Below are 12,577 nucleotides of genomic sequence, written 5' to 3'. Positions count from 1 at the left end.
GTGATCTCCATGCGAGGCATGCGAGGCGGCGGGCCGCACGGCAGGGGCACGGCCGGGGGCGGCGGGGACGGACCGGCCCGCGGGACGCGCGTGCACGTCGTCAGCGACGTGCACGGCAACACGGAGGCGCTGGCGCGCGCGGGAGACGGCGCGGACGCGCTGATCTGTCTGGGCGACCTCGTCCTCTTCCTCGACTACGCCGACCACTCGCGCGGCATCTTCCCCGACCTGTTCGGCGTGGAGAACGCCGACCGCATCGTCGCGCTGCGCACGGCGCGGCGCTACGACGAGGCGCGCGCCTTCGGCCGCGAGCTGTGGGCGGGCCGCGACCGCAACACCGCGATCCTCGAGGCCGTGCGCAAGCAGTACGCCGAGATGTTCGCCGTCCTGCCCACCCCGACGTACGCCACCTACGGCAACGTCGACGTGCCCGCGCTCTGGCCCGAGTACGCCGGGCCCGGCACCACCGTGCTGGACGGCGAGCGCGTCGAGATCGGCGGCCGGGTCTTCGGCTTCGTGGGCGGCGGCCTGAAGACCCCCATGAACACCCCGTACGAGATCAGCGACGAGGAGTACGCGGCCAAGGTCGAGGCGCTCGGCCCGGTGGACGTCCTGTGCTCGCACATCCCGCCCGAGGTGCCCGAGCTGACGTACGACACGGTCGCCCGCCGCTTCGAGCGCGGCAGCCGCGCCCTCCTGGACGCCATCCACCGCACCCGTCCCCGGTACGCGCTTTTCGGCCACGTCCACCAGCCGTTGGTGCGCCGGATGCGGATAGGCGTCACCGAGTGCGTCAACGTCGGCCACTTCGCCTCGACCGGACGGCCCTGGGCCCTGGAGTGGTGAACGGCACCGGCCGGGGCGTGGACGGGGCGACGGCGGGCACGCGATAGCCTGCACACGGCAGGCCTCTGCCGAACGCGACCGGTAACACCGCACTGGAGGGCCACGGCGATGGCTGAACACACCAGCTCGAGCATCACGATCGAGGCGGCACCGGCCGACGTCATGGGAGTGATCGCCGACTTCGCCCGCTATCCCGAATGGACCGGCGAGGTGAAGGAGGCCGAGATCCTGGCCACCGACGACCAGGGCCGTGCCGAGCAGGTCCGGCTGGTACTGGACGCCGGAGCGATCAAGGACGACCACGTCCTCGCCTACACCTGGAACAACGAGTACGAAGTCGGCTGGACCCTCGTCAAGTCCCAGATGCTGCGCGCCCTCGACGGCAGCTACGCCCTGGCGCCCCTCGGCGCCGGCGACCGCACCGAGGTCACCTACCGGCTCGCCGTGGACGTCAAGATCCCCCTCCTGGGCATGATCAAGCGCAAGGCCGAGAAGGTCATCATCGACCGTGCCCTGGCCGGCCTGAAGAAGCGCGTCGAATCCGTCCCGAAGGCCTGATCATGCGTACGGTCCTCGTCACCGGCCCCGGCGGCGCAGGCCGTACCACCGTCGCCGCGGCGACCGCGCTGGCGGCGGCGGCCCGAGGCCGGCGCACGCTGCTGGTCTCCTCCGACGCCGTACCCGGCCTCCCGGCCGGCAACGGCGACGCGCCCACCGAGGCCGCGGAAGGGCTCCACCACGCCCGCGTCGACTCCGCGGACCACTTCCGCGGTGAACTCGTCGCCCTCCAGGACCGGGCCTCCGGCGTCCTCGACCTGCTCGGCGCCCGCCGGCTGGACGGCGAGGAACTCACCGAACTGCCCGGAAGCGCGCAGCTCGCCCTCCTGCACACCCTGCACCGGGCAGCCGGGGGCGACTGGTCCGAGGACCGCTACGACGTCCTCGTCGTCGACCTCCCCCCGCTGGCCGACGCCCTCGCGCTGCTCGCCCTGCCCGAGCAGCTGCGCCGCTACCTGCGCCGCCTCCTGCCCCGGGAACGCCAGGCCGCCCGCGCGCTGCGCCCGATGCTCGCGCAACTCGCCGGCGTACCCATGCCGGCCCAGTGGCTGTACGAGGCCGCCGCCCGCAAGGACGCCGAGCTGGCCGCCGTCGAGGCCCTGATCGGGGACGCGGCGACGACCGTACGGCTGGTGGCCGAACCGGGGCCCGCCGCCGAGGACGCCCTGCGCACCGCCCGGACCGGACTGGCCCTGTACGGACTGCGCGTCGACGGCCTCGTCGCCAACCGCGTCCTGCCCCGGCACTCGTCCGACCCCTGGTTCGCCGATCTCGCCGCCCGGCAGGAGAAGTGCCTGGCCGGCTGGCAGGAGACCGGCACGCCCGTGAGCGAGGCGGCCCACCTCGGGCGCGACCCGCGGACCCTCGACGACCTCGCGCTCCTCGACCGGATCCCCGCACCCGACGACCGGGCACCGGGCCGTGCCGACGACCCCTGGTGGACCGAGGACGCCCGCGACGGCGTCCTCGTCTGGTGCCTGCCGCTGCCCGGCGCCGTCAAGGAGGACCTCCGGCTCGTCCGCCGGGGCGACGAACTGCTCCTCACCGCCGGTCCGTTCCACCGCGTGGTCCGCCTGGAGTCCGCACTGCGCCGCTGCACCGTGTCGGGGGCGGCGCTGACCGACGGCGTGCTGCGTGTCCGGTTCACACCGGACCCCGCGCTCTGGCCGCGGACACCCTGAACGCCGTATCACCGTTCGGGTAACGTCGGTAGTACGTGGCCCGTACGGCCACCACAGGCAACCGCGTCGCAGGAGTCCGCCATGAGTGAAGCCACCGATCGTCCCGCCGACGACGACGCGTGGGCGGAGGCCTGCGCCGAGGACCTCGAGGCGGAGAAGGCCCGCCGCCGCGCCCAGTACGGACCGCCGCCCGGATCCGCCGCCGAGGAGCTGCGCAAGCTGATCGACGCGGTGGCCGACAAGGTCTCCGAGTTCCGGTCGCCGCTGCTCGGCATGGCCGCCCAGGGCACCGTCCAGCAGGTCATCCGGCAGGCTAAGTCCGCGGTCGAACCCGTCATCGAGCGCAATCCGGACCTCTTCGGCCATCTCGCCGCCGCGGGGAACGAACTACTGGCCGCCTACCGCTCCGCGGTCGAGGGCCAGGAGAGCCGCTGGACCCGCGGCACCGAGGGCCCCGGCGGCACCGCGGGTGACGCCCCGGCCGCGTCGGGCCCGACGGGGAAGGCGGCCGACGACCCCTCGGACCCGCGTGACGGGGGCCCGGGCGGCAGCGAACACATTGACCTGGACTGACCCGGGGCCGGAAATACCCGTCCCCGGCTCGGGTACGGTTGGCCGTAGCGGGGCTCGACCGAAACTGAGGGATTCATGGGACTCACCATCGGCGTCGATATCGGCGGCACGAAGATCGCGGCTGGAGTGGTCGACGAAGAGGGCCGGATCCTCTCGACGTTCAAGGTATCGACCCCGCCGACGGCCGAAGGGATCGTCGACGCGATCAGCTCGGCCGTGGCCGGAGCGAGCGACGGGCACGACGTCGAAGCCGTCGGCATCGGCGCGGCCGGATACGTCGACGACAAGCGCGCCACCGTGCTGTTCGCCCCGAACATCAACTGGCGGCACGAGCCGCTGAAGGACAAGGTCGAACAGCGCACCGGCCTCCCGGTCGTCGTCGAGAACGACGCCAACGCGGCGGCCTGGGGCGAGTACCGCTTCGGAGCCGGCCAGGGCCACGACGACGTCATCTGCATCACGCTCGGCACCGGCCTGGGCGGCGGCATCATCATCGGCAACAAGCTGCGCCGCGGACGCTTCGGTGTGGCGGCGGAATTCGGTCACATCCGCGTCGTCCCGGACGGTCTGCTCTGCGGCTGCGGCAGCCAGGGCTGCTGGGAGCAGTACGCCTCCGGGCGCGCGCTCGTCCGGTACGCGAAGCAGCGCGCCAACGCCACACCCGAGAACGCCGTGATCCTGCTGTCGCTCGGCGACGGCACGGTCGAGGGCATCGAGGGCAAGCACATCAGCCAGGCCGCCCGGCAGGGCTGCCCGGTGGCCGTCGACTCGTTCCGTGAGCTGGCCCGCTGGGCCGGTGCCGGACTCGCCGACCTCGCCTCGCTCTTCGACCCGTCGGCCTTCATCGTCGGCGGCGGCGTCTCGGACGAGGGCGAACTGGTCCTCGACCCGATCCGCAAGTCGTTCCGGCGCTGGCTGATCGGCGGCGAATGGCGTCCGCACGCGCAGGTCCTCGCAGCCCAACTGGGCGGCAAGGCAGGCCTGGTGGGCGCCGCGGACCTGGCCCGCCAGGGCTAGGCGCCACGCACTGCTCCGACGCCCGTCGCGCCCTCCGGGGAGCGGCGGGCGTCCGTCGTATCGTGCATCGCATGGTCACGACGCCGATGACGCTGCCCGAGTCCCGCACCGAGCCGGACGGTTCGGCCGTCATCAGGGTGCTCAGCTACAACGTCCGCTCGCTGCGCGACGACACCGACGCACTGGCCCGCGTCATCCGGGCCTGCGCACCCGACCTGGTGTGCGTCCAGGAGGCCCCGCGCTTCTTCCGCTGGCGCAAGGCCGCCGCCGGACTCGCCGCCGCGACCGACCTGGTGATCCTCAGCGGCGGAGCCACCGCGGCAGGACCCCTGCTGCTCTGCTCCCTGCGCGCCACGGTGGAGCGGACCGACGACGTCCTCCTGCCGCTCACCCCCGGGCTGCACCGGCGGGGGCTGGCCACGGCGGTGGTGCGGATCGCCGGGGCCCGGCTCGCGGTGGTGAGCTGCCACCTGAGCCTGCGGCACGAGGAGCGGCTGGCCCAGACCGGCTTCCTGCTCGACCATGTCGACGCGATGGGCGCCCCGCACGCCGTCGTCGCCGGCGACCTCAACGACGTACCGCGGGGGCGGGCGTTCCGGCGGCTGGCCGGGCGGCTCCAGGACTGCTGGTCCGTACGGCCGTGGGGAGGCGAGCACACCTTTCCGCCCCACGCACCGGGCAAGCGCATCGACGCGGTGTTCGCGAGCGGCGGCATCGAGGTGCTCGGCTGCGGGGTGCCGGCAGGGCTGCCCGGCATCACCGAGGCGGACCTGAGGGCGGCCACGGACCACCTGCCCGTCCTGGCCGCCCTCAGGGTGCCCGGCGGGGGGTGAGGGCGCCGGTCGCGCCGCGCCCTTCGGTCCGTGCCGCGTTCCTCGGTCCGTGCCCTTCGTCCCGGGAGGCCCGGCTCCGGTGGTGCGGTCAGACGACCGCGCCGCTGCCCGGTTCGGCGTCGTCCTCGTCGTCGTCGTGGGGCATGCGCGCCACCAGGGTGGCGAAGCCGCCCAGGAAGCCGCCGATGCAGAGCGTGGTGAGCCACCACGTCATCTCCCACTGCAGCAGCACCGCGATCAGCATCAGCACCGGCCCGCCGACCACCGCGAGCCAGGCGAACTTCGCCGTCACGTCGGCCTCCGGCAGCGGCGGCGGCTCGGGCGGGACGAAGTGCCCCTCCTCACTGTCGTCCGGGTCGTCCGGATCGTGCGCGTCGCCGTCGGGCGGCTCTGCCACCTCGTAGTCGCGCGGACCGGCGACCCCCGGGGCGAAGACGACCGAACTGCCCAGTGACTGCTTCTCCGGCGGCCTGCCGGGCGCCTTCTTGCCCGCGCCCTTGTCCGCGTCGTCCCCCGCGCCGGAGTCCGTACCCGGCAGGGTGTTGAGCTGGTCGTCCTCCAGCAGGGCGAGGTCCTCGACCGACTTGAAGGGCTTGGCGCCCGGCGGGTCCGGCGGCTCCTCGCCGTATCCGGCGACGATCGCCTCCCAGGCCGCGGTCTCGTCGAGCCGCCCGGCCTCCTCCGTGCCTTCGGGGACGGCCGTCCCCTCCGTGGGGCGCGGTTCGCGCTCCTCGTCACTGCCCGCGCGCTCCGCGTCGTGCTCAGCCACCGGACGTGCTCCCCTTCTTGCCGACGCTGGGTGCGAGGCGGCCGATGAACCGGTAACTCTCATCGAAGATCCGCTCCGCATCGTGGTCCAACGTCGCCACGTGGTAGCTCTGTTCCAGCAGGATCTCCTCGACTTCCGTCGACGACACCCGGCTGAGGATCCGCGCGGAGTCGGCCGGCGGCACGACATGGTCCTGCGGGCTGTGCAGCAGCACGATCGGCTGGGTGACCTGGGGCAGCTCGGTGTCGACCAGCCGGAAGAACTTCCGGACCGAGTGCGCGGCGTGCAGCGGCACCCGGTCGTAGCCGACCTCCTCGGAGCCCTCCAGCGCGATGTCGCTGGTCAGCCCCTTCGTCGTCCGCACCACGTGCCGGGCCACCGGGAGGGCGTACGCCGACAGGCCGTGCACCTTGTTCGCCGGATTCACCAGCACCAGCCCCGTCACCGCGTCCCCGTGCTTCGCGGCGAGGCGCAGCGACAGGGCGCCTCCCATGGAGAGGCCGAAGACGAAGACCTGCGCGCACCGGTCGCGCAGCGCCCGCAGCTCCCGGTCCACCTCGGCGTACCAGTCCTGCCAGCCCGTGACCGCCATGTCCTCCCAGCGCGTGCCGTGTCCCGGCAGCAGCGGGAGGGACACGGTCAGCCCGCGCTCCGCCAGATAATCGGCCCAGGGACGCATCGACTGCGGTGAACCGGTGAAACCGTGACAGAGGAGGACGCCGACCTCTCCGCCCTCGTGGCGGAACGGCTCGGCTCCAGGGAGGACCGGCACCGGGGTCTCCTGTTCATGAGCGGGACGGGGCGTGCGGGGGGAGTGCAAAAGGATTACTTCACCGTACGCGACCGGACCGACACCGACCAGGGCCGTATCGGCCCGAGCGGCCGCCTTTCGGAGGCCACCCGCGGCGGACCGTGCCCGGGGCCGGGCGGAAAAGGCCGCAGGCACCACAGGTTAAGGTCTGAACGACAGCACACAGGAGGCACCCGAGTGATCTACGGCGCAATGAAGTTCTCCATCGGCGGGTCTCTGAAAGTCGCTTTCCGGCCGTGGGTGGAGGGCCTGGAGAACATCCCCGAACAGGGGCCGGCGATCCTCGCGAGCAACCATCTGTCCTTCTCCGACTCCTTCTTCCTGCCGGCCGTCCTCGACCGCAAGGTGACCTTCATCGCCAAGGCCGAGTACTTCACCTCCCCCGGAGTGAAGGGCAGGCTCACCGCCGCCTTCTTCAGGGGCGTCGGCCAGCTGCCGGTGGACCGCTCCGGCGGCCGCGGAGCCGGCGAGGCGGCCATACGGGCAGGCATCCAGGTCATCGAGAGCGGCGGGCTCTTCGGGATCTACCCGGAGGGCACCCGGTCGCCCGACGGGCGCCTCTACCGGGGCAAGCCCGGCGGCCTCGCCCGGGTGGCGCTCGCCACCGGGGCACCGGTCATCCCCGTAGCCATGATCGACACGGAGAAGATCCAGCCGCCCGGGCAGGTGATGCCCCGGCTGATGCGGCCCGGCATCAGGATCGGCAAGCCGCTCGACTTCAGCCGCTACCAGGGCATGGACGGCGACCGCTTCATCCTGCGCTCGGTGACCGACGAGGTCATGTACGAGATCATGAAGCTCTCGGGCCAGGAATACGTGGACATCTACGCGACCGCGGCCAAGAAGCAGCTCGCGGACGAGGCGAAGAAGAAGGGCGCGGAACGGTCCGGCGCGTAACGGCGTCGTCGGCCGTCCGGGCGGCGGGGAAACGGGGGAGGGACCATGGCCAGGCGTGAGCGGGTCGTACGGATGTCGGTCGAGCAGCCGCTGTGGCGGGCGCTGACGGCGTACCGCGTACTGGCCCTGATCTACGCGGTGCTGCTCGCGGGCTTCCGCGGGAAGCCGTACGACCGGCCCGGGGTGGCCCTCGCGTTCCTCGCGTTCCTCGCCCTGTGGACGCTGGCCACGCTCCCCCGGGTGGCCAACGCGGCGAACTGCACCAAGCGGTTCCTCGGCGCCGACCTGGCCATAGCCCTGACCGGGATCCTGCTGACACCCCTGGCCGACTTCAGCGCCCGGCACACCGACGGCACGACCCTCCCGTCGATCTGGACCGCCGGCGCGGTCCTCGCGTTCGCGCTCAAGGGCGGCTGGCGCTGGGCCGCCGTCGCCTCCACCCTCGTCGCCGCCGCCAACATCATCGAGCGCGGCGAGCCCAGCCGGGACACCTTCCACAACGTCCTGCTGGTCTGGGTCGCCTCCATCGCCATCGGGTACGTCGTCGAGGTCGCCCGCGCCAGTGAGCGCACCCTCGCCCGCGCCCTGGAGATCGAGGCGGCCACCCGCGAGCGGGAGCGGCTCGCCCGCGACATCCACGACAGCGTCCTGCAGGTCCTCGCCATGGTGCAGCGCCGCGGCAACGCGCTCGGCGGCGAGGCCGCCGAGCTGGGCCGGATGGCGGGGGAGCAGGAGGTCGCCCTGCGCACCCTGGTCTCCAGCGGCCTGGTGCCCACCACCCGGGTCTCCGAGGACAGCGCCGAGGGCGCCGTGGTCCGCACCGTGGACGTCGACCCCGACGACGAGGGCGCCGGGCCCTCCGACCGCGACCTGCGCACCCTCCTCGCCCCGCACGCGGGTTCCCGGGTCAGCTTCGCCGAGCCGGGCGCCCCGGTGCTGCTCGCCCCCGGGGCCGCGCGTGAGCTCGCCGCCGCGGTGAGCGCCGCCCTGGACAATGTGCGGGTCCACGCCGGACCGGACGCGCAGGCCTGGATCCTGGTCGAGGACGAGCCGCACGAGGTGATCGTCACGGTCCGGGACGACGGGCCCGGCATCCCGGAGGGCCGGCTCGACCAGGCGGAGGGCGAGGGGCGCCTCGGCGTGGCCCTGTCGATCCGCGGGCGGCTGCGCGATCTCGGCGGCACAGCAGAACTGATCTCGGTACCGGGGCAGGGCACCGAGGTCGAACTGAAGGTTCCGAAGGTTTCCCGGGGGAAGGCAGGATCGGTCCGATGAGCACACCGAACACACAGGCGTCCGAGGCGCGGCCCATCAAGGTGATGGTCGTCGACGACCACCCGATGTGGCGCGACGCCGTGGCCCGCGACCTGGCCGAGTCCGGCTTCGACGTCGTGGCGACGGCCGGGGACGGCCCGCAGGCCGTCCGCCGGGCCGGGGCCGCCGGCCCCGACGTCCTCGTGCTCGACCTCAACCTGCCGGGCATGCCCGGTGTCCAGGTCTGCAAGGAGCTCGTCGGCTCCCACCCCGGGCTGCGCGTCCTGGTCCTCTCGGCCAGCGGCGAGCACGCCGACGTGCTGGAGGCCGTGAAGTCCGGCGCCACCGGCTACCTGCTCAAATCGGCCAGCACCCAGGAGCTGACCGACGCGGTGCGGGCCACCGCGGCCGGCGACCCGGTCTTCACCCCCGGCCTCGCCGGACTGGTCCTCGGCGAATACCGCAGGCTCGCCTCCGACCCGGCCCCGGCCGCCTCGAACGAGCCGAAGGCCCCGCAGCTCACCGAGCGCGAGACCGAGGTGCTGCGGCTGGTCGCCAAGGGGCTCTCGTACAAGCAGATCGCCGAGCGCCTCGTCATCTCGCACCGCACCGTGCAGAACCACGTCCAGAACACCCTGGGCAAGCTCCAGCTGCACAACCGGGTGGAGCTCGTGCGGTACGCGATCCAGGCCGGCCTCGACGACGACTGACGGGGCGGCGGAGGCGGACAACGGGAGGAGCGCCGGCCCGGCCCCGGTACACGCGGGCCGGGGTTTCCCCGGCCGAGCGGCGCTCCGGGGGTACGGGCCGTATATTCGCCAGAGCCCGTACCTCCATCCCGGGAGACGTCGTGGAAATCCTGGCATTCGGTGTGCAGTCGGACGAGAAGCCGTTGATCGAGAAGGCCTTCGCCGGGCAGCACGACGTGCGCTGCCTGGACGTCTTCCTCACCGAGGACACCGCCCCGATCGCGGCCGGCTACGAGGTCATCTCCACCAGCGTCAACGCCGACCTCGGCGGCTCGGTCCTGCAGACCCTCGCGGCCGGCGGCACGCAGATGATCGCCCAGCGCTCCACCGGCTTCAACAACATCGACCTCGACGTGGCCGAACGGCTCGCGCTGCAGGTCGCACGGGTCTCGTACTACTCGCCCCACTCGGTCGCCGAATTCGCCTGGACCCTGGCCATGGCCGTCAACCGCCGCATCGTCCGCGCGGTGAGCCGCACCAGGGACTTCGACTTCCGGCTCGACGGGCTGCTCGGGCGGGACATGCACGGCCGCACCGCCGGTGTGGTCGGCACCGGCAAGATCGGCGAGGCGTTCGCCCGGATCGCCCACGGCTTCGGGATGAACCTGCTGGGCTGGGACATCGCCGAGAACCCCGCCTGCACCGCACTCGGCATGACGTACGTCGAGAAGGAGCGGCTCTTCACCGAGGCCGATCTGATCAGCCTCCACGTCCCGCTGCTGCCCGCGACCCACCACATCATCGGCGAGGACGCCCTGTCCGCGATGAAGGACGACGCGATCCTGGTCAACTCCAGCCGCGGCGGCCTCGTCGACTCCACCGCGCTCGTCGCCGCGCTGCGGGCCGGCCGATTCACCGGGGTCGGACTCGACGTGTACGAGGCGGAGGCGGGACTCTTCTACGTCGACAAGTCCATGGAGGGCATCGACGACGACACCCTCGCGAGGCTCGTCACCTTCCCCAACGTCATCGTGACCTCGCACCAGGCGTACTACACGAGGGACGCCGTGGGCCAGATCATCGACGCGACGGTGCGGAACGTCGCCGACTACCTCGCGGGCCGCCGCAGCGAGAACGTCCTGGTCCCGGCGCCTGTGGCCGCTCCGTAGGACCCCGGTCCCGGGGCCCCGCGGAGCCGTTCCTCAGCCGGGCACCGGCAGCGCCGCCAGCAGCTCGGTGACGATCGTGGCGCCCCTCAGCGTCAGCACCGACTCCGGGTGGAACTGCACCGACGCGAACCCCGGCCCCCGCAGGGCGTGCAGCTCGCCGGAGGCCGCCTCCCGGCTCACCTCGATGCCGTGGGCCGCCAGCTCGGCCGCCGCCGCCCCGTCGCACCGCGCGGTGAAGCTGTTGTAGAAGCCCACGGTCTCCGGGCGGCCGAACAGCTCGATCCGGGTCTGTGCCCCCTGGTACGGCACGTCCTTGCGGACGATCTCCAGGCCCAGCTCCGCCGCGATCAGCTCATGGCCCAGGCAGACGCCCAGCAGGCCGTGCCGGTGGTCCCGCACCAGCTCGGCGGTCAGCCCGCGCAGCAGCCGCATCTTCGGATCCGACGCGTCCCCCGGATCGCCGGGCCCCGGGCCCAGGACGACCGGGCCCACGTGCGCCCGTACGGTGTCGCGCAGCCCGGGCTCGTCGTACCTGCGCACCGAGACCGTGAGGCCAGAGGAACGCAGCAGATGCGCCAGCATCGCGGTGAAGGTGTCCTCACCGTCCACCACCAGGGCATGGCCGGACAGCTCCCGCGTCCGCTCCTGCATCCGCAGCCAGAACGGGGCGAGGCCGCCGCGCCGGTCGTCCAGGGCCGCCTGCACCCGCGGATCGGAGGCCAGCTGCGGACGGCCCGCCTCCGCCTCGGGCCTGCCCGGCCGGACACCCAGCGCCGCCAGCACACCGGCCGCCTTCGCATGGGTCTCGGCGACCTCGCCCGCCGGGTCGGAGTGGCGCACCAGGGTCGCCCCGACCGGGACCCGCAGCCGGCCGGTGGCCGAGATGTCGGCCGTGCGGATCAGGATCGGCGAGTCCAGCGTCTGCGTCCCGCCCGGCTCCCGGCGCAGCAGGGCCAGGGCTCCCGCGTAGTAGCCGCGGCCCCCGGGCTCGTACCGCTCGATCACCCGGCAGGCGTTCTGCACGGGGGAGCCGGTGACCGTCGCCGCGAACATGGTCTCCTTCAGCACCTCGCGCACGTCCAGCGAGGAACGCCCGCGCAGCTCGTACTCGGTGTGGGCGAGGTGGGCCATCTCCTTGAGCCGGGGGCCGACGACCACACCGCCCATGTCGCCGACGGTGCACATCATCTTGAGCTCCTCGTCGACCACCATGGAGAGCTCCTCGGTCTCCTTGCGGTCGCCGAGGAAGGCCAGCAGGCTCTCGGCGGTCGGCCCCCCGGCCGGGTAGCGGTACGTCCCGCTGATCGGATTCATCACGACCGTCCCGCCGGACATCCGCACGTGCACCTCGGGGCTCGCCCCGACCAGCGTCCGCCCGGTCGTCGCCCGCCCGGGTGAGGAGGGCCCGCCCCGTCCGTCGCCCGTGTGCACGACGAACGTCCAGTACGCGCCCCGCTCACCGGCCAGCAGCCGCCGGAACAGCGCCAGTGCGTCGGCCCTGCCGAACCCGGGGATCTCCCCGCCGAAGGTCCGCCGGATCACGAAGTTGGCGCCCTCGCCCTGCCCGATCTCGTCCTCGACCACCCGCCGGACGATGTCCGTGTACTCCTCGTCCGGCACGTCGAAGGCACCGTCCTCGACCCGGACCTCGTGGGCGGGCAGCTGCGCGAGGACGTCGGCCAGCGGCAGTTCGTGGATCTCGTCGGCGACCAGCACGGCCAGCGGGGTGCCGTCGTCGCGCACGTCGAAACCGCGCTCGGCGATCTGCCGGAAGGGCACGAGGGCCAGCGAGGGCCGCTCGTCCACCGGGATCGCGGCGAGCCGGTCCACCTCGCGCACCTCGCCGATGAGGACCTCGACGGTGTCGTGGTCGCGTCCCGGTGTCCGTCTCCGGAGCAGCGCGAAGGGCGGGGAGTCGTCCCGGAGCAGCCGCTGGACGAGATCGGTGGCGGGGACGTGCTCGGCACGGTCGGACATGGG

Annotated in this window: 13 protein-coding genes; 10 read left to right on the top strand and 3 right to left on the bottom strand. The window is 73.0% G+C overall.

Features of this window, described 5'->3' with window-relative positions; genetic code table 11:
- The first annotated feature begins 18 nt into the window (after positions 1-18).
- The 6 genes from OG927_RS08610 (at position 19) to OG927_RS08585 (ending at position 5,008) form a co-directional block, all read left to right on the top strand.
- Positions 19-846, top strand: a complete 828-nt coding sequence (locus tag OG927_RS08610) for a metallophosphoesterase family protein (protein WP_056785891.1) — start codon at positions 19-21, stop codon at positions 844-846.
- Positions 847-954: 108 nt separating this feature from the next.
- Complete coding sequence (locus OG927_RS08605) at positions 955-1,404, top strand: SRPBCC family protein (RefSeq protein ID WP_056784254.1); 450 nt, start codon at positions 955-957, stop codon at positions 1,402-1,404.
- A 2-nt stretch (positions 1,405-1,406) separates the two neighbouring features.
- Positions 1,407-2,585 carry an ArsA family ATPase gene (locus tag OG927_RS08600; protein ID WP_330319932.1) on the top strand — a complete coding sequence of 393 codons (1,179 nt, stop codon included), beginning with the start codon at positions 1,407-1,409 and terminating at the stop codon, positions 2,583-2,585.
- Positions 2,586-2,666: 81 nt separating this feature from the next.
- Positions 2,667-3,158, top strand: coding sequence for a DUF5304 domain-containing protein (locus OG927_RS08595; RefSeq protein WP_124282603.1), 492 nt, complete (start codon positions 2,667-2,669; stop codon positions 3,156-3,158).
- Between the two features lie 75 nt (positions 3,159-3,233).
- A complete protein-coding gene (locus OG927_RS08590; protein ID WP_056784246.1) occupies positions 3,234-4,175 on the top strand; it encodes an ROK family glucokinase in 942 nt (313 codons plus the stop codon).
- 71 nt (positions 4,176-4,246) lie between these two features.
- Positions 4,247-5,008 (top strand): endonuclease/exonuclease/phosphatase family protein, encoded by a 762-nt coding sequence (locus OG927_RS08585; RefSeq protein WP_330319931.1) that lies wholly within the window; start codon positions 4,247-4,249, stop codon positions 5,006-5,008.
- Positions 5,009-5,096: 88 nt separating this feature from the next.
- Here OG927_RS08585 and OG927_RS08580 read toward each other — a convergent pair whose 3' ends face one another.
- Together OG927_RS08580 and OG927_RS08575 are read right to left on the bottom strand one after the other, a co-directional pair.
- A complete protein-coding gene (locus OG927_RS08580) occupies positions 5,097-5,777 on the bottom strand; it encodes a hypothetical protein (protein ID WP_330319930.1) in 681 nt (226 codons plus the stop codon).
- Complete coding sequence (locus OG927_RS08575; protein WP_056784235.1) at positions 5,770-6,549, bottom strand: alpha/beta hydrolase; 780 nt, start codon at positions 6,547-6,549, stop codon at positions 5,770-5,772. Before OG927_RS08575 ends, OG927_RS08580 begins: the two co-directional genes overlap by 8 nt.
- Positions 6,550-6,765: 216 nt before the next feature.
- Here OG927_RS08575 and OG927_RS08570 point away from each other — a divergent pair, with 216 nt between their 5' ends.
- The 4 genes from OG927_RS08570 to OG927_RS08555 all read left to right on the top strand — a co-directional run bounded on the left by OG927_RS08570 (position 6,766) and on the right by OG927_RS08555 (position 10,597).
- Positions 6,766-7,485, top strand: coding sequence for a lysophospholipid acyltransferase family protein (locus tag OG927_RS08570; protein WP_209470677.1), 720 nt, complete (start codon positions 6,766-6,768; stop codon positions 7,483-7,485).
- A 45-nt stretch (positions 7,486-7,530) separates the two neighbouring features.
- Entirely contained in the window at positions 7,531-8,760 is a 1,230-nt protein-coding gene (macS, locus tag OG927_RS08565) for a MacS family sensor histidine kinase (RefSeq protein ID WP_056784231.1), read from the top strand.
- Positions 8,757-9,449: a response regulator gene (locus OG927_RS08560; RefSeq protein ID WP_056784228.1), complete on the top strand. Its 693-nt coding sequence runs from the start codon at positions 8,757-8,759 to the stop codon at positions 9,447-9,449. The genes macS and OG927_RS08560 overlap by 4 nt, the downstream gene beginning before the upstream one ends.
- Before the next feature lie 140 nt (positions 9,450-9,589).
- Positions 9,590-10,597 carry a 2-hydroxyacid dehydrogenase gene (locus OG927_RS08555; RefSeq protein WP_124282606.1) on the top strand — a complete coding sequence of 336 codons (1,008 nt, stop codon included), beginning with the start codon at positions 9,590-9,592 and terminating at the stop codon, positions 10,595-10,597.
- A 33-nt stretch (positions 10,598-10,630) separates the two neighbouring features.
- Here OG927_RS08555 and OG927_RS08550 read toward each other — a convergent pair whose 3' ends face one another.
- Positions 10,631-12,574 carry an anthranilate synthase family protein gene (locus tag OG927_RS08550; protein ID WP_056784222.1) on the bottom strand — a complete coding sequence of 648 codons (1,944 nt, stop codon included), beginning with the start codon at positions 12,572-12,574 and terminating at the stop codon, positions 10,631-10,633.
- Positions 12,575-12,577 lie beyond the last annotated feature (3 nt).

Origin of the sequence: Streptomyces clavifer (assembly GCF_036345975.1) — a bacterium.
In the GTDB taxonomy this organism is placed as follows: Bacteria; Actinomycetota; Actinomycetes; order Streptomycetales; family Streptomycetaceae; genus Streptomyces; species Streptomyces clavifer.
Note: the sequence above shows the minus strand (reverse complement) of the source record. Positions and strands in the feature narration are given on the sequence as shown.